A 16,610-nucleotide genomic window follows, 5' to 3' on the forward strand; every position below is an offset into this window, starting at 1 on the left:
AAGGCGCCTTCGACCCTTTGGTTATTTCACCCTGTGGGCCTGCGCATTGCTTCTCTTTGTTTCCGGGTCTGGTATCTCTCTCTTCCGTTTCAACCGAAACGGGGACAGAGTTTCTTTTGGACTAAAACATCCATGTTGTCCTTCTTCTTTCGCCAAATCCTCTTAACCATCCCGACCTTCATTGGGGTGACCCTCTTGGCCTTCGTCATGATACGGATCGTTCCGGGTGATCCGGTCCAGATCATGTCGGGGGATAGAGGATTGTCTCCGGAAGTCTATGCGGAACGCATGGCGGCCCTGGGTCTCGATCGGCCGATTTGGGAACAATATACCGACTATATTGTCAAAATGGCCCAGGGGGACCTTGGCCGGTCGATGTATACTAAAGAATCGGTCCTGAGCGAATTCATCTCGCGCTTTCCGGCAACATTGGAGCTTGCGGTCGCAGCAATTATTTTTGCGGTCGGCGTCGGATTGCCCGCAGGAATGATCGCGGCGGTGCGCCGAAAATCGGTCACCGATTATTCCGTGATGACCGTGGCGCTTGCGGGTTATTCCATGCCGGTTTTCTGGTGGGCGCTGATCCTGGTCTTGATCTTTTCCATGACCCTCGGGTGGACACCGGTCTCGGGCCGCATGGGGCTGATCTATTTCTTTCAACCCATCACCGGGTTCGTGCTGATCGATACGCTGATCCTGGGGGAATATGACGCCTTCTGGTCGGCCTTGCGCCATCTGGCGCTGCCAGCGGTCGCGCTTGGCACGATCCCGATGGCGGTGATCGCCCGCATGACGCGCTCCGCCATGCTGGAAGTGTTGCAGGAAGATTATGTGCGCACGGCGCGCGCCAAGGGGCTGTCGCCCTTCCGCGTCGTCGCCGTCCATGCCCTGCGCAATGCCCTGATCCCGGTCGTGACCGTCATCGGCTTACAGGTTTCAACGCTGTTTTCCGGAGCGGTGCTGACGGAAACGATCTTCAGTTGGCCAGGGATCGGTAAATGGCTGATCGAAGCCCTGTCGCGCCGCGACTATCCCATTTTGCAAGGGGCGCTGATGCTGATCGCGACCACGACGATTCTGGTTAATCTCGTGATGACGCTGACCTATGGCATCATCAACCCGCGCATCCGCCATAAGCGCTAGGAGAGCGACGCGATGACCGCCGTTTCATCCACTTCCGCGCCCACCGCTGCCCCGCCGGGGCCGCTGCGCCTATTTTGGCTGGAATTTTCCAGCAATAAAGGGGCGCTGGCCGGGCTGATCCTGATTTTAACGATGGTGTTTTTGGCGATCTTCGCCCCCTGGGTGGCGCCCCATAGCCCCATCGAACAGTTCCGCGATGCGCTGTTGAAGCCGCCGGTTTGGTACGCCGACGGCAGTTGGCGCCATATCCTCGGCACGGATGATATTGGCCGCGATATCCTGTCGCGCATTCTGCACGGCGCCCGTGTGTCCTTGGTCATCGCCGTTGCGGTGGTGGCCGCGTCCATCGTCGTTGGGATCGCTATCGGCCTGATCGCGGGTTTCTTCCGGGGGCTGGTCGAAACCGCGCTGCTGCGGTTTATGGATATTCTTCAGTCCATGCCAACGCTGCTGCTGGCGCTGACCATTGTCGCGATCCTGGGGCCTGGGCTGAATAATGCGATGGTCGCCGTCTGTATCGTGCTGTTGCCCAGCTTCGTGCGACTGACCCATGCGGCGGTGATTTCCGAAATGTCGAAGGATTATGTGCTGGCCGCGCGCATGATCGGCTCGTCGAAAACCCGGCTGATGATCCGCACGGTACTGCCGAACTGTCTGGCGCCGCTGATCGTGCAGGCGAGCCTCAGCCTCTCGACCGCCATTCTCGATACGGCGGCCTTGGGTTTCCTCGGCCAAGGCGCCCAGCCGCCGACGCCGGAATGGGGCACGATGCTGTCTGATGCCACGCAATATTTGCAGAGCGCCTGGTGGGTGACGCTGCCGGGGGTCGCCATTCTTCTGGCGGTTCTGGCCTTTAACCTGATCGGTGACGGTCTGCGCGATGCCCTCGATCCGAAGCTGAAACGCTCATGAGCCTGCTTGAAATCCGCAATCTCACCGTCGAATTTCCCACCTCGCGCGGCTTGTTCCGCGCAGTGGATGGGATCGACCTTTCCGTTCCCGCTGGCGAAGTGCTGGGCGTCGTGGGCGAATCCGGCTCCGGGAAGTCGGTGTCGATGCTGGCGACGATGGGGCTACTGCCCGATTACGCCATCGTCCGCGCCGATAAGCTGGCGTTTGATGGGCGCGATCTTCTGTCCCTGACCCCGGCGCAGCGCCGGGCGATCGTCGGCAAAGATATTGCCATGATCTTCCAGGAACCGACGACCAGCCTCAACCCCTGCTTCACTATCGGTCATCAGATCGACGAGGCCCTGCAAGTCCATATGGGTGGCAGCAAGGCGCAGCGGCGCGAGCGTATCCTGGAGCTTTTGACCCAAGTCGGCATTCCTGACCCAATCTCGCGCCTCTCGGCCTATCCGCACCAGCTTTCGGGCGGGATGAACCAGCGCGTTATGATCGCGATGGCGATTTCCTGCCGTCCGCGTCTGCTGATTGCCGACGAGCCGACGACCGCGTTGGATGTGACCATCCAGGCCCAGATCATGGACCTGCTGACCAATCTCCAGCGCGATCAGAATATGGCGATGGTACTGATCACCCACGATATGGCTGTCGTTTCCGAAGCCGCGCACCGCATGCAGGTGATGTACGCGGGGCAGGTGGTGGAGCAGGCGCCGGTCGAACGGCTGTTTTCGGCGCCCCGTCACCCCTATACGGCGGCGCTGCTGAATGCCTTGCCCGAACATGCGGCGGTTACGGCCCACGGCGGGCGGCGGCAGCGGTTGCCGACGATCCCAGGGGTTGTGCCGGGGATTGGCGACCGGCCGAAGGGCTGCTTGTTCAACCCGCGCTGCGGTTTTGTGTCCGACCGCTGCCGGATCGACGGCCCGGCCCTGCGCCCGGAGTTCGCGGGTGGGGCTGTTCGCTGCCATTCGCCGCTCGATGCTGACGGCAAACCGATGGCCGTGGAGGCTGTGTAAGATGACCGATTTGATGAAGGCGGTCGATCTGCGCCGCCATTATAGCGTCAGCCGGGGCTTCCTGAAGCCGACCGCCACGGTGAAGGCGGTGGATGGCGTGTCCTTCACCCTCAATGCCGGGCAAACGCTCGCTATTGTTGGGGAAAGCGGCTGCGGCAAATCCACGCTCGCGCGCATGCTGGCGCTGTTCGAAGAGCCGTCGGACGGCGAATTGTTCATCGACGGCAAGCCGGTGACCCAGGCCGATGCTGCCACGCGCAAGCGCTTGCGCCAAAGTGTGCAGATGGTGTTCCAGAACCCCTACGGCTCGTTGAATCCGCGCCATACCATCGGCAAGGCGCTGGAAGAACCGCTGGCGATCAACCGCCCGGAGATGAGCGCAGCGGACCGGCGCGCGGCGGCGGAAGCGATGATGGCGAAGGTCGGGCTGCGGCCCGACTTCTATGGCCGTTATCCGCATATGTTTTCCGGCGGGCAGCGTCAGCGCATCGCCATTGCCCGCGCGCTGATGCTGAACCCGCGCGTCGTGGTGGCGGACGAGCCAGTGTCGGCGCTCGATGTGTCGATCCAGGCGCAGGTACTGAACCTGCTGATGGATTTGCAGGACGAGCTGGATCTGGCCTATGTCTTCATCTCCCATGACCTCGGCGTCGTCCGGCATATTGCCTCGGACGTGATGGTCATGTACCTCGGGCGCCCGGTGGAATATGGGCCGGTGGAGCAGATTTTCGAAGATCCGCGCCACCCGTATACCCAAGCCCTGCTGGGCAGCCGTCCGCGCCTGCGGCTGGCGGGCCATGCCGTCGAGGACCGCCCGAAACTCTCGGGCGAACTGCCCTCGCCGCTCAACCCGCCTTCCGGCTGCGCCTTCCACAAGCGCTGCCCGCTGGTGCAGCCTTCGTGCAGTGAAACCCGCCCTGATCCGGTCTTGGTCGGCAACCGCACGGTCGCTTGCCCGGTGGTCTTGCGGGGCGAGGCGGCTTAGGTCCAGGCGTAAGGGGGCTTTGCCACGGGACCGTCGGAAAAGCCCCCTGCCTGCGCGCGTATGACGGCCCAGTCTCGAATGATCGACAGCCCTGTATAAAGTATCAGGAAGTAAATATCGTTCCGGCAAGACGCCCCTGTCAGGGTGCCGGTAGTCATAAAACAGTCATTCGCAGCCACTAAAGTCCGGCGGCGTGGGACGGCATGCCGGAATAATCCGGTTGGCCGCCCTCCCTATTTGATGCCCAGCCGAATGGATGCTCAGCCATGACTGAAACGATCAATACGTCCCGTCGCCAGGCCCTGAAATTTGCCGCCGGTGTGCCGCTGCTGCCGCTGGCGGTCGGGACCGTCGGGTCTTTCCTGGCGGGCCTCGGCAATAATACCGCCCTGGCCGCGACGATCCGTCCGAATACCGCGCGCTTCGTCAGCATGGCGGCGCCGACCCTGTCCAATCCGCAGGCGATGGCTACCACCTATGTGAATTCGGCCATCGAATTCGAACTGTCGGACAAGAGCCGTAAGCAGTTCCCGCTGAGCTACGAGCCGTTCTTCATTACCGGCGACATGGTTCCCGATGGCAAGGGCGGCAAGATCCTGGCGGGTGGCTATTACGACATCAACAATCAGCCGATCATCGACCGCTCGGTGCCGGGCAAGGAACGCCATTTCTTCTCCGACAGCCCGGACGGAACCTCGCTGCTGAAGGTTCCCGGCGCCAAAGTGAAGGGCGTGAAGGGCAATACGGTTTTCGCCGTCGTGCAGTTCGAATACACCACCTGGGATCAGGCCGGGAAGGATGCTTATGGCGCCCTGCCGTCGCCGATCGCCGTGCTGACGCTCGACCAAAACCCGCAGACCGGCAAACTGTCGCTGGTGAAGTATCACAATGTCGATACCTCGAAGGTTCACGGTCTGTGGATCACCTGCGGCGCCAGCCTGTCGCCCTGGGGTACGCATCTGTCGTCGGAAGAATATGAACCCGATGCGTATTTTATCGACAGCGTGAAATATTTTAAGGCGTTCAGCAAGAACACCTTCGGGGATGAAAATAAGGCGAACCCCTATCACTACGGCCATCTGCCGGAAGTGACTGTTCACGCCGACGGCACCGGGTCGATCAAGAAGCACTACAATATGGGCCGCATCTCGCACGAACTCGTGCAGGTGATGCCGGACAATCGCACCGTGCTGATGGGCGACGATGCCACCAACTCCGGCCTGTTCCTGTTCGTTGCCGATAAGGCGAAGGATCTGTCGGCGGGCACGCTCTATGTCGCCAAATACGCGCCGGGCTTCTCGCTCGATACCAATGCGCCGGGCACGAAGATCACCTGGATTAAGCTGGGCCATGCCACCAGCGCTGAAATCGAAGCGATGGCGAACAGCCTGAAGCCGACCGATATTCTGGATGTGAAGAAGGAAGATCCGAACGATGCTTCCTACAAGAAGGTCTGGATCGGCGGCGCGGCCAATTGGATGAAGATTAAGCCGGGTATGGAAAAGGCGGCCGCCTTCCTCGAAACCCACCGCTATGCCTCTTACGTCGGCGGCTCGATGGCCTTCACCAAGATGGAAGGCACGACGGTCAACGCGAAGGATAAGGTCGCTTACTCGGCGCTGCAGAACATCGTCGATTCGATGGTGAAGGGCGGCAAGGGCCATCACGAGGACAGCAATATTACCCTCGAGAAGGCCCTGAACGCCGGCGGCGTCATGGAGCATAAGCTGGGCGGTAATACGACCGACAGCACGGGCGCCAAGATCAACAGCGACTGGGTACCGCAGAGCAGCAAGATGCTGCTGATCGGCGAAGACATTAAGGCCGATGACCTCGGCAACCTGTCGAACCCGAACATCGTCGGCAACCCGGATAATCTGAAGTTCTCGGAAAAGCTGCGCACCCTCTTCATCGGCGAAGACAGCGGCAGCCACGTGAACAACTTCCTCTGGGCCTATAACGTCGATACCAAGGAACTGTCGCGTCTGCTGTCGGTCCCGGCGGGCGGCGAGTCGACCGGTCTGCATGCCGTCGATGAACTCAACGGTTGGACCTACATCATGAGCAACTTCCAGCACGTCGGTGACTGGAGCAAGAGCCTGCACGCCAAAGTGCAAGCCACGCTCGATCCGCTGGTCCGTGCCAACTATAAGGACCGCTACGGCGCCGCCGTCGGTTATCTGACGCTGGCGACCACGGCGATCACGCTGCCGCACGCCTAAGACAAATAGGGGCGGGGGCTTCGGCCCCCATCCTGACCGAACGCCGGGGCCGATGGTCCCGGCGTTTTGGTTACAGCATCGCCGTTTCGAGCCACACCACCCGCCCAAACCCCGCCACAAAATGCAGGCGCGGGGCGACGAGGCGGTAGAGGTGAAAATCGGTGAACTGATAGTACATCTCCGCCTCCGGGTGCGCGGCGAGATAGGCGGCGCGTAGCCCGTCTTTATCGGCTTTCTCTACCGTGCCTTGCAGCGTCACCCGCCCGGCGGCGAGAGCGTCTGGCGCGGTGGCGACTTCCGGCGATTCCAGCAGCAGCGAGGCGCGCGGATCGGCCGCTAAATTCTGCGCGTGCTGTGACAAGGTTGAGAGCAGCAGCAGCGGGGCCAAATCCTCCCCCGCGACGGTCGAAACCAGCGAAGCGTAAGGATCTTTGGCCTCCCCAGACAGGGTTGCCAGCGCACCCCGGCGGGCGCCGAGCAGAATGCGGCGGGCTTCGGCGGTGAGATCCATGGTGATGCTTCCTTTTTTTGCCGTAAACTGATGCGAGACCCAAGCTAGTGTGATCCTCGGGCAACAAGAAGGGCAGAGAATGCCGCAGACCATTGCGTTGATCGACGACGATCAGAACATCCTCACCTCTGTTTCCATGCTGCTGGAAGCGGAAGGCTTTGAGGTGCGGACCTATTCCGACGGCGAAGCGGGGTTGCAGGGCATCCTCGGCAAGCCGCCCGAATTGGCCGTGCTCGACATTAAAATGCCGCGCCTCAATGGGCTTGAGGTGCTGGAGCGGTTGCGCAAGACCAGCACGCTGCCGGTGATCTTCCTCACCTCGAAGGACGACGACGAGGATGAATTGACCGGCCTGTCGCTGGGGGCGGATGATTATATCCGTAAGCCCTTCAGCCAAACCCTGCTGCTCGCCCGTATCCGCGCGGTGCTGCGGCGGCGGGAAGCGGCGGCGGCCAGCGATCCGGCGATGATGGTGCGCGGCAATCTGGCGCTCGATGAAAAGCGCCATCTTTGCACCTGGAAGGGCCTGCCCATCGACCTGACGGTGACGGAATTCTTGATCCTGAAGGCACTGGCCCAGCGCCCCGGCCATGTGAAAAGCCGCGATCAGTTGCTGGATGCCGCCTATGGCGAAAGCGCCTTCGTCGATGACCGCACCATCGACAGCCACATTAAGCGCCTGCGCAAAAAGTTCAAAGCGACCGACGACGATTTTTCCGAAATCGAAACCCTCTATGGCGTCGGATACCGTTTCTCCGCCTGAGCCGCCGCGCGGCGTGGCTCCGGCGCATATCGCGCTCGTCGGCGAGCAGAAAGCCGCCGCCGAGGTGCGCGATGCGCCGGTCAAAAAGCGCCGAATTTCGACGCTGACGGTGCGCATTTTGGCGGTGAACCTGCTGGCGCCGCTGATGCTGTGGGCCGGGCTGCTCTATCTCGACCGCTATCAGGAAGCCCTGGTGCGGGCAGAGATCGAGGCGCTGAGCATGCAAGCGGGGCTGATGGCGGGGGCGATCGGCGAAGGCGCGACAGGGATTACGACGCAGGAACAAATCCGCATCGTCGAATCGGTCGCCCGCCCGATGGTGCGCCGCTTTGCCCTGCAAACCCGCGCCCGCGCCCAGGTGTTCGAACGCGACGGTTCACCGCTGATCGACAGTCAGTTGGTCTTGCACCCCAATGGTATGATCAGCGTCGCGCCCTTACCGGGGGAGCCGGACGGCGTCGGCCCGCTCTTGCTGCGCCTTTATGATTGGGTGTTCAACGCCCTGCCTCGGCGCGATAATTTTCCGCGCTATGATATACGCCCGCTGCGCCGCGCGTCCGATTATCCCGAAGGCGCCAGCGCCCTGCTGGGGGAACCGGCGGCGGCGGCTTATATTAGCGAAAACGGGCACTTCATCTTCACCATCGCCATGCCGATCCAGCGCTATCGCGAAGTGGTGGGCGTGCTGATGCTTTCCCGCGCCTCGACCGAGATCGACGAATCCCTGCGCCGGGTACGCACGGATATTATGATCCTCGGCGGCGCGGTGCTGCTGGTGACGATCCTGATGTCGCTTTATCTCGCCGGAACCATCGGGCGGCCGATCCGGCGGCTGGCGCTGGCGGCGGAACGGGTGCGCCAGGGCCGGTCGAACACCGGTATTCCCGATTTCAGCAAGCGGCGCGATGAGATTGGCGATCTGTCGGTGGCCCTGAAGGCGATGACCGACACGCTGCACCAGCGGCTTGAAGCCATCGAGCGTTTCGCGGCGGACGTGAGCCACGAGATCAAGAACCCGCTCTCCTCCCTCCGCTCCGCCGTCGATGTCGTCGGGCGGATCGAAGACCCTGAGAAACGGGCCAAGCTGCTGAAGATCATTCAACTCGACGTGCAGCGCATCGACCGGCTGATCACCGATATCGCCGCCGCCTCCCGCGTTGATGCCGAACTGGCCCGCGCCGAACCGGTGCCGCTGGATTTCGGGCGGCTGATGGGGGCGCTGGTCGCCGTCTATGAGGAAACCGACCCGGAAGGCGCGGTGCCGATCCGTCTGAGCGTCGCGCGTGGCGGCGGGCTGCTGACGATCCTCGGGATCGAAGACCGGCTGGTGCAGGTCTTCCGCAATCTGATCAATAACGCCCGCAGCTTCAGCCCGGAAAACGGCAGCCTCCGCCTGACCGTGCGCCGCGAAGGCAGCCGGGTGATCGCTACTGTCGAAGACGATGGCCCTGGCATTCCGCCGGGGAAGGAGGAAGCGATTTTCCAGCGCTTTTATTCCGAACGCCCGAAGTCCGAGCATTTCGGCACCCACTCCGGCCTCGGCCTCTCCATCTCTCGCCAGATCATCGAAGCGCACGGCGGAACGCTGAAGGCCAGCAATGCCCATGATTTCGACGGGCGCATCCTGGGGGCGGTCTTCACCGTCACCTTGCCGGTGGCGCGCGGGTTGAAGGGGTAGCTTGCGGGGTTAAGTGCCTCCAAGCAGTGCGCCGTAATCCTGGCCGCCATAGAAAATGCCGATTACCGCGACCGTTTCGTCCATGATCGAATAGGCGATCATCGTTTTCTTCTTAAAATGGGTCATCCGCAAACCGGGGCGAATATCATCGCGTGCGATGCCGCGCTGGGGAAAATGTGCCAGCGTTTCACAAGATCGGATGATTGCTTCCGTATAGGCGGCGGCAATGCTTGGCGCGGCGGCCTCAGCGATGAAGCGGTAAAGGTCGATCAATTGCGCTTCCGCCTCAGGGGCGAAGACGACGCGATAGGTCATTCCGATTTCGCGTGCTCGCGGGTGAGGCGGGTTCGGAGTTCATCGGCTGTCAGGGCGCGGGATGGATCGGCTTTCAGCGCATCATAGGCCGGGCCAATTTGTGCATTCAGCCAAGTTTCGACCGCGCGGTCACGGGCCAGGAGCACCCGCAAGCCATCCCGGATCACTTCACTCTCGGACGCATATTCCCCGGTCCGTACCCTGGCTTTCACCATATCGGCCATCTCATTGGGTAGGGTGATGCTCAGTTGCTGCGTTGTGCGCATCGCGGCGACCTTCCTAAGCAAAGTAGGATTTAATCTTATCTATAAGGAGGCGAGGGAGTCTAGCAACGCGAACTCAAGGGGGGTGGCTGGGCTGTTCCTAAGATTGAACGCCTTATTTCCGCTGCGATTTTCCCCTAGAGAAGGGCAGTGTATGGTTTGAGAACCAGCAACAAGACCCCCGGAGGAGCCGCGCCATGCCCGAATCCCCTGCCCCCCTGCCGGTCGATCCCCATACCGAGGCGTCGCCACCCGCACGGCGGGGAACGGAGGTGCAGCCGCTCGATTTGTCGCCCGAAGCGCCCAGCCTGCATGCCACCTGCATTGCCCTGCACGGGGTTGGCTTGCTGCTGCGCGGGGCGTCAGGCCTCGGTAAATCCGATCTTGCCCTGCGGCTGATCGATGGCGGGGCGACCTTGGTGGCCGATGACCGCACGCTGATTTCAACGGCGATTACAGCAGGCGGAACGATCCTGGTGGCGGCGCCGCCGCCCGCCCTGGCGGGGCTGCTGGAGGTTCGGGGGCTTGGCCTTGTACGCCTGCCGTATCAAAGCCTGTGCCCGGTCCAGATGATCGTCGACGTCCTGCCGCCGGAAGACCGACCGGACCGGCTGCCCGATCCCGATACGGAAACGCTGCTGGGGGTGACCTTGCCGCGCTGGTGCCTGAATGCGCTCGAACCCTCCGCCCCCGCCAAGGTGCGGCTGGCGGTGCGCATTCTGACGGAACGCAGCCCGAAGCTGTTGGCGCCGCCAACCGTATGACGAGCGCTTTTGTGCGGCGGGCGAATAGGCTATCGTCGCGCAAGATGCCGGTTGATAGGGAGCCTGCGAGACCGATGGGGATGTCGTGAGCGGAAAAGAGTCACCAATCCTCGTGGTTTCGGGCATGTCCGGCGCGGGGAAATCCACCGCGCTGCGGGCGTTGGAGGATATCGGCTTCGAGGCCGTCGATAATCTGCCGCTGCCGCTGCTGCCGATGGTGGCCCAGTTGCACGACCGGATCGCCGAACCCTTGGCCATCGGCATCGATATTCGCACGCGCGGCTTTTCGGTCGATGAACTGCTGCTGGCGCTCGATGGTATCGAAACCGAAACCGGCACCCGCCCGCAGTTGGTCTTCCTCGATTGCGACGATGATGCGCTGGTGCGCCGCTTTACCGAAACCCGCCGCCGTCATCCTCTGGCCGCCGACCGGCCTGCCGCCGATGGGATTGCGCTGGAGCGCATGCTGATCGGCCCGTTACGCCAACGCGCTGACGATGTGATCGATACGACGGTGCTGGCCCCCGGTGAGTTTCGGCGGCTGATGCAGGAATTGGTGCAGGTCAAGGACGGGCGTAGCTTGCTGACCGTCACGGTCCTGTCTTTCTCTTTCCGGCAGGGCTTGCCGCGCGAAGCCGATTTGGTCTTCGACGTGCGCTTCCTCAAAAACCCCTATTACGATCTTGCCCTGCGCCCCTTCGACGGGCGGACGCAGGGCGTGGCAGACCATATCCGGCAAGACCCGGATTTTGCGCCCTTCTTCGAGAACCTCAAGAGCTTGCTGAAGCCCCTGTTGCCGCGCTATCAGGACGAGGGCAAAAGCTACCTGACGATTGCCTTCGGCTGCACGGGTGGGAAGCATCGATCGGTGTTCTTGGCTGAACAGACGGCGGCCTGGCTGTCGGCGGAAGGCTGGGATGCCGGCATCCATCACCGCGAATTGAAAGACAATCGGCCCGCGCGGGGGCGCCGCGATACCCCCGCCCAGCCGACGCCCGGCGCCCCGTCATGAGGCCGTCGGTTTCACGTCCCGCCCGTTGCCGCCGTCGGTCGGGCTTTTACAGCGCGGCGCCGCGCAGGGTTCAACGCCAGGGAAGGCACGCATGATCGGTCTGGTTCTCGTTACCCACGGACGCCTTGCGGCAGAGTTTATCGCCGCGCTTGAACATGTCACAGGCCCGCAGCGCAATTGCGTTGCGGTGTGTATTGGGCCTGAGGATGATATGGAACGGCGGCGCCAGGATATTCTCGATTTCGTGGCCCAGGTCGATGAAGGCGATGGGGTTGTGGTGCTGACCGATATGTTCGGCGGCACCCCGTCCAATCTGGCGATTTCGATCATGGACAAGGCGCCGGTGGAGGTGATCGCGGGGGTTAACCTGCCCATGCTGATCAAACTCGCCTCCCTCCGGGAAACAACAAAACTGCCCGACGCGGTCGCGAAGGCGCAGGAAGCGGGACGGAAATATATCGCAGTCGCCTCGCGGCTGCTGGCGGGTGAGGCGTAAGCCATGAGCGTTGATGATCGTCGGTCGGTCCAGGTTCTGATCACCAATAAGCGCGGCTTGCACGCCCGCGCGGCGGCAAAATTCGTTAAGACTGCGGAAATGTTCGATGCCGATGTCTCGGTCTGCCATGCCGACTTGGAAGACGGCGAGACGCCCGAGAATGTCTCGGGCCGCTCGATCATGGGGCTGATGATGCTCGCCGCCTCGCCCGGCACGCGCCTGACGGTCAGCGCGTCGGGGGTGGAGGCCGATGCGGTGCTGGACGCGCTGGCGACGCTGATCGCCGAAAAATTCCATGAAGAATGACCGGACGGACGCGCCGCCACCGGGCAGCGAGCGGGTGTATCAGGGCTTGGGCGTTGCGCCCGGAATTGCCCTTGGCACCGCTTGGGTTTCGGATGATACGGCGCCGTCCACCCCGGAATATCTAATCGAGCCCGAGGCTGTCACTGCCGAACTGCAACGATTGAAAGAAGCGGTGGCTTTTGCTGCCAAGCAATTGCGCAAGTTAAAGGTCAAGGCCCAAGCGCTGCCCCCGGCGGCGGCGGAAGAGCTTGGCTATCTGCTGGATGCGCGTTTGCAGATGCTGGCGGGATCGCGGTTGATCCGCACCGCCGAAAAGCTGATTACCGAGTTACGCCTCAACGCCGAAGCGGCGGTGCGCGCGACCATTGCCGAAATTTCGGACGGGTTTTCCCGGATGAACGACGCCTATCTGGCGGCGCGCGGCGATGATGTGCGCGAGGTTGGCGAACGGCTGATCCGCTGCTTGATGGCGACGCCCTATGTGGCGCTGAAGCATTTGCCGGAAGGCTCGATCCTGATTGCCGCCGATCTGACCCCGGCGGATACGGCGCTGCTCGACCCCAAGCTCGTGCTGGGGTTTGCGACGGAACAGGGCGGCAAGGAAAGCCATACGGCGATCATGGCGCGCTCGCTCGGGGTGCCCGCCATTTTGGGGATTGCCGATCTGGTGACGGTGCTGAAGACCGGCGACCCCATTATCCTCGATGGGCACGCGGGCAAGCTGATCGTTCACCCGACCCCGGAAACCCGCGCCCAGTATGAGGCGGGGGAAGCCGCGCTGAAGCAGGAGCGCAAACGCCTCTCCCGCCTGCGCGATGTGCCGGGGGTAACGCTCGATGGGTTTACCATCGGTCTTAACGTTAACCTCGAACTGCCGCGCGACCTTGACGGGGCGCATACGGTGGGGGCGGAGGGGGTTGGGCTGCTGCGTACCGAATTCCTCTATATGAACCGGGACGCCGCGCCGGACGAGGACGAGCAGTACGAGTTTTTGCGCGCGGTCATCGAGGGGATGGATGGGCGCCCGGTGACTGTGCGCACCATCGATGTTGGCGGCGATAAGCTCGCCCCGGCCCTGCGCGAGCAAATCGGCGAGCCGTTGGAAGAATCGCCCAATCCCGCCTTGGGGGTGCGCGGCGTGCGCCTGTCGCTCGCCCATCCGCGCCTGTTCGATACGCAATTGGCGGCAATCCTGCGCGCGGCGGCGCATGGGCCGATCCGCATTCTGTTGCCGATGATCTCGCAGATCAGCGAAGTGCATGCGGCGCGGGAGGCGGTGGAGCGCGTCTATAAGCGCTTGAAGCGCCGCAAAGTACCGCTGCCCGAAAAACTGCCGCCGCTTGGCGTAATGATCGAAGTGCCGGGCGCGGCGCTGTCGGCGGATGGGCTGGCGGCGGTATCGGATTTCTTCGCCATCGGCACCAATGATCTGACCATGTATACGCTCGCCATCGACCGGGGCGACGAGCGGGTGGCGGCTTTGTACGAACCCCTGCACCCGGCGGTGCTGCGGCTCATTCAGTTCACGGTGGAAGCGGGGCTGCGCTACCGCATTCCGGTATCGATCTGTGGGGAAATCGCGGGCGATCCGCGCTTCACGCCGCTGCTGCTGGGGCTGGGGGTGCGCGAGCTATCGATGTCCGCGCCCAAGCTGCCCAGCGTGAAGGAACGGGTGCGCGCCCTCAGCCTCACCGAAGCCAGCCGCCGCGCCCGCACGATCATGGATCAGGCCGACGCCAAGCGGATTGGCGAGCTGCTGGACGATTTCATCGCCAACCTCGGCAGCCATTCGGTTTAAAGGCTAAGCAGGGGAACCCCGTAAAATCTCTGCTTGTTTTTTCGGCAATCGGGCTGCCTTGTGGCAGGACGATCAGCCGAAGGAAACGAGAACGATCATGTTGGGGGAAGCGTCGGCGCTACTGGCGTCGCTATCCTGGACCGTGGGGCCGCTTATCGCCACCCCGGCGATCAAGGAAATCGGGTCGGTGGCCTTCAGCCGCAGCCGCATGGTGGTTTTCGTCGTGCTGCTCGGCACGGCATCGGCGCTGTTCGCCGATTGGAGCCGCCTGACCTGGGACGCCACCTTCTGGGCCGTGCTCTCCGGCATCATTGGCCTGTCCTTGGGCGATGTCGCGCTATTTCAATGCTATAAGATGATCGGCCCGCGCCTCGGTAGCCTGATCTATATGAGCGCGGCACCCTTCACCATCGTGCTTGGCTGGGCCTTTCTGGGGGAAGCCCTACCGTTGCAGGCGCTGGCGGGCGGGGCCTTGGCCCTCGGCGGTATCGCCATTGCCGTGTCGCGCAAGGAGAAAGAGGCGGCGAGCCTTGCCCCCGAACCGGGGGCGCTGGTGCGCGGCATTCTGTTCGGGCTGCTCGGCGGTTTGGGGCAGGCGGGCGGCTCGCTGTTGCAGAAACCGGCGCTGCTGGCGGGGGTTGATCCAATCCTGGTGGCCTTTCTGCGCGCGGTGGGGTCGCTCGGGCTGTTTCTGCTGATCACCAAGCCGACCGCCTTCAAGCAACCGTTGCGCCTGTGGAAGCGGATCGGGTTGGCAGGGACGGTTTCCGCCTCCGGCGTCTTCTTCGTCTCCTTCGCCATTGCCCATACGGAAACCGGGCTTGCGGCGATCCTCAGCGCGCTGCCGCCGATTATGATGTTGCCGGTGCTGCGCATCTTCTTCGGCGTGCGGTTAAGCTGGGTATCGTGGGCGGCCACCGTGCTGGCGCTGGCCGGGGTGGTGCTGATCCTCACCCGCTAGTTTGCAGCGGGACGGAAAACGCCGTACCCTCGGCCTATGCTTGAGATCACTCTGTTGCCCGCACGCAGCGACAATTACATTTTCCTGGGGCATGACCCTGCCACGGGCTTCCGCTTCGTCGTCGATCCTGCCGATGCCGAACCGGTATGGGCGGCGCTTGCCGGGCAGAGGCTCGACGCGATCCTCAACACCCATCACCACGGCGATCATGTCGGCGGCAATCTGGCGTTGAAGGACGCGACCGGCTGCACGATCATCGGTCCCGCCGCCGACCGCGACCGCATCCCCGGCATTGACCGGGCGGTGGCCGATGGCGATACGGTAATGCTCGGCAGCCTTGCGGCCCAGGTGATGGACGTGCCCGGCCATACGCGCGGCCATATCGCCTATTACGCCGCCGCCGCGCAGGCGCTGTTTTGCGGCGATACGATGTTCGCGCTCGGCTGCGGGAGGTTGTTCGAAGGCACGCCCGCGCAAATGTGGGCGGCGCTGACGCGGTTTCGCGCCTTGCCGGACGCAACGCGCGTCTATTGCGCCCATGAATATACGGAAAGCAACCTGCGCTTCGCGGAACACCTGCTGCCCGGCGACCCGGCCCTGGCGGCCTATGGGGCAGAGATTCGCGCCAAGCGCGCGCATGGGCTGCCGACCGTTCCGGCGCTGATCGGGGTGGAGCGGGCGGCAAGCCCCTTCTTGCGCGCCGATGAAGCGGGGATGGCGGCGCGGCTCGGTCTGCCCCCCGGCAGCGATGCCGTCACAATTTTTGCAGAAATCCGCAGTCGCAAGGACCGGTTTTAGGCGCTATCGTCCGCCGCAACCCCACGGGAGACCCCAGAGCGATGCTTCAACTCCGCTATTCGCCGACCTCGCCCTATGTGCGCAAAGTCCTGGCGATCATCCACGAAACCGGCTTGCAGGACGAAGTGTCGCTGATCGCGACCAACCCGCATCAGGAAGAATCGCTGCGCGCGCAAAACCCGCTGTGCAAAGTGCCCACCCTCGTGCTGGAGGACGGAACGCCGCTGTTCGATAGCCCGGTGATCGCCGAATACTTGCTGGCGCTCGCCAGCAATTCCGACCTGTTGCCGCTCGGCGGCCCGGCCCGCTGGGGCGTGTTGCAGTTGCAGGCGCTGGGGGATGGCATCAGTGACGCGGCGGTGGCAATCCGCATGGAAAGCCTGCGCCCCGAGGGTGAGAAGTCGCCCGGTTTCATCAAACGTCAGGAGGCTGCAATCATCGCCGCGCTCGATTGGCTGGAAGGCCAATCCCGGCAGTTGGAGCCGATTACCCTCGGTAGCCTCAGCATCGCTTGCGCCCTGGGTTACCTTGATTTCCGCTTGGCCGATCTTGGTTGGCGCAGCGGGCGCCCGCGCCTTGCCGCCTGGTATGCGGCCATCGAAACCCGCCCGTCGTTGGTCGAGACAAAACCGGCGTAAGCAGCGGGGGGGGGAACCCTGCCCCCCCCCCCCCC

The 16,610-nt window shown here is 63.0% G+C and carries 18 protein-coding genes; 15 read left to right on the forward strand and 3 right to left on the reverse strand.

Translation table 11 applies throughout. From position 1 onward, the window contains the following. Nucleotides 1–132: 132 nt before the first annotated feature. The 5 genes from CHR90_RS13730 to CHR90_RS13750 all read left to right on the forward strand — a co-directional run bounded on the left by CHR90_RS13730 (nucleotide 133) and on the right by CHR90_RS13750 (nucleotide 6,272). Entirely contained in the window at nucleotides 133–1,143 is a 1,011-nt protein-coding gene (locus tag CHR90_RS13730) for an ABC transporter permease subunit (protein WP_094409582.1), read from the forward strand. Between the two features lie 12 nt (nucleotides 1,144–1,155). Beyond that, nucleotides 1,156–2,055, forward strand: coding sequence for an ABC transporter permease subunit (locus CHR90_RS13735; protein WP_094409583.1), 900 nt, complete (start codon nucleotides 1,156–1,158; stop codon nucleotides 2,053–2,055). Beyond that, nucleotides 2,052–3,065, forward strand: coding sequence for an ABC transporter ATP-binding protein (locus CHR90_RS13740; protein WP_094409584.1), 1,014 nt, complete (start codon nucleotides 2,052–2,054; stop codon nucleotides 3,063–3,065). The genes CHR90_RS13735 and CHR90_RS13740 overlap by 4 nt, the downstream gene beginning before the upstream one ends. A gap of 1 nt (nucleotide 3,066) precedes the next feature. After that, on the forward strand, nucleotides 3,067–4,050 hold the full coding sequence (locus CHR90_RS13745; RefSeq protein WP_094409585.1) for a dipeptide ABC transporter ATP-binding protein: 984 nt from the start codon (nucleotides 3,067–3,069) through the stop codon (nucleotides 4,048–4,050). A gap of 266 nt (nucleotides 4,051–4,316) precedes the next feature. Next, entirely contained in the window at nucleotides 4,317–6,272 is a 1,956-nt protein-coding gene (locus CHR90_RS13750) for a PhoX family protein (protein WP_094409586.1), read from the forward strand. Between the two features lie 70 nt (nucleotides 6,273–6,342). Here CHR90_RS13750 and CHR90_RS13755 read toward each other — a convergent pair whose 3' ends face one another. Then, entirely contained in the window at nucleotides 6,343–6,783 is a 441-nt protein-coding gene (locus CHR90_RS13755; protein WP_170941412.1) for a pyridoxamine 5'-phosphate oxidase family protein, read from the reverse strand. 79 nt (nucleotides 6,784–6,862) lie between these two features. On the opposite strand from CHR90_RS13755, the gene CHR90_RS13760 reads away from it, so the two are divergent. Both CHR90_RS13760 and CHR90_RS13765 read left to right on the forward strand, forming a co-directional pair. Next, nucleotides 6,863–7,546 (forward strand): response regulator transcription factor, encoded by a 684-nt coding sequence (locus CHR90_RS13760; RefSeq protein WP_094409588.1) that lies wholly within the window; start codon nucleotides 6,863–6,865, stop codon nucleotides 7,544–7,546. Beyond that, nucleotides 7,518–9,224, forward strand: coding sequence for a sensor histidine kinase (locus CHR90_RS13765; RefSeq protein ID WP_094409589.1), 1,707 nt, complete (start codon nucleotides 7,518–7,520; stop codon nucleotides 9,222–9,224). Before CHR90_RS13760 ends, CHR90_RS13765 begins: the two co-directional genes overlap by 29 nt. Before the next feature lie 9 nt (nucleotides 9,225–9,233). On the opposite strand, the gene CHR90_RS13770 is transcribed toward CHR90_RS13765, so the two are convergent. Both CHR90_RS13770 and CHR90_RS13775 read right to left on the reverse strand, forming a co-directional pair. Continuing rightward, nucleotides 9,234–9,539 carry a type II toxin-antitoxin system RelE/ParE family toxin gene (locus CHR90_RS13770; RefSeq protein WP_094409590.1) on the reverse strand — a complete coding sequence of 102 codons (306 nt, stop codon included), beginning with the start codon at nucleotides 9,537–9,539 and terminating at the stop codon, nucleotides 9,234–9,236. After that, nucleotides 9,536–9,805: a ribbon-helix-helix domain-containing protein gene (locus CHR90_RS13775; RefSeq protein WP_094409591.1), complete on the reverse strand. Its 270-nt coding sequence runs from the start codon at nucleotides 9,803–9,805 to the stop codon at nucleotides 9,536–9,538. The genes CHR90_RS13770 and CHR90_RS13775 overlap by 4 nt, the downstream gene beginning before the upstream one ends. Nucleotides 9,806–9,999: 194 nt before the next feature. Between CHR90_RS13775 and CHR90_RS13780 the strand changes: the two genes are divergently transcribed. The 8 genes from CHR90_RS13780 (at nucleotide 10,000) to CHR90_RS13815 (ending at nucleotide 16,575) form a co-directional block, all read left to right on the forward strand. Beyond that, nucleotides 10,000–10,566: an HPr kinase/phosphorylase gene (locus CHR90_RS13780; RefSeq protein ID WP_094409592.1), complete on the forward strand. Its 567-nt coding sequence runs from the start codon at nucleotides 10,000–10,002 to the stop codon at nucleotides 10,564–10,566. 85 nt (nucleotides 10,567–10,651) lie between these two features. Continuing rightward, the gene (gene rapZ / locus CHR90_RS13785) at nucleotides 10,652–11,578 is read left to right on the forward strand and encodes an RNase adapter RapZ (RefSeq protein WP_229671497.1); all 927 of its coding nucleotides are present in this window, start codon (nucleotides 10,652–10,654) and stop codon (nucleotides 11,576–11,578) included. A 91-nt stretch (nucleotides 11,579–11,669) separates the two neighbouring features. Then, nucleotides 11,670–12,074, forward strand: a complete 405-nt coding sequence (locus tag CHR90_RS13790) for a PTS sugar transporter subunit IIA (RefSeq protein WP_094409594.1) — start codon at nucleotides 11,670–11,672, stop codon at nucleotides 12,072–12,074. Between the two features lie 3 nt (nucleotides 12,075–12,077). Then, nucleotides 12,078–12,380 carry an HPr family phosphocarrier protein gene (locus CHR90_RS13795; protein WP_094409595.1) on the forward strand — a complete coding sequence of 101 codons (303 nt, stop codon included), beginning with the start codon at nucleotides 12,078–12,080 and terminating at the stop codon, nucleotides 12,378–12,380. Next, a complete protein-coding gene (ptsP, locus tag CHR90_RS13800; RefSeq protein ID WP_094409596.1) occupies nucleotides 12,370–14,178 on the forward strand; it encodes a phosphoenolpyruvate--protein phosphotransferase in 1,809 nt (602 codons plus the stop codon). The genes CHR90_RS13795 and ptsP overlap by 11 nt, the downstream gene beginning before the upstream one ends. A gap of 97 nt (nucleotides 14,179–14,275) precedes the next feature. Beyond that, entirely contained in the window at nucleotides 14,276–15,139 is an 864-nt protein-coding gene (locus CHR90_RS13805) for a DMT family transporter (RefSeq protein WP_141210958.1), read from the forward strand. 54 nt (nucleotides 15,140–15,193) lie between these two features. Beyond that, nucleotides 15,194–15,937 (forward strand): hydroxyacylglutathione hydrolase, encoded by a 744-nt coding sequence (gene gloB, locus CHR90_RS13810; RefSeq protein ID WP_308421746.1) that lies wholly within the window; start codon nucleotides 15,194–15,196, stop codon nucleotides 15,935–15,937. A 41-nt stretch (nucleotides 15,938–15,978) separates the two neighbouring features. Beyond that, nucleotides 15,979–16,575: a glutathione S-transferase gene (locus CHR90_RS13815; RefSeq protein ID WP_094409599.1), complete on the forward strand. Its 597-nt coding sequence runs from the start codon at nucleotides 15,979–15,981 to the stop codon at nucleotides 16,573–16,575. Nucleotides 16,576–16,610: the final 35 nt, after the last annotated feature.

The organism is Elstera cyanobacteriorum (assembly GCF_002251735.1).
Lineage (GTDB): Bacteria > Pseudomonadota > Alphaproteobacteria > Elsterales > Elsteraceae > Elstera > Elstera cyanobacteriorum.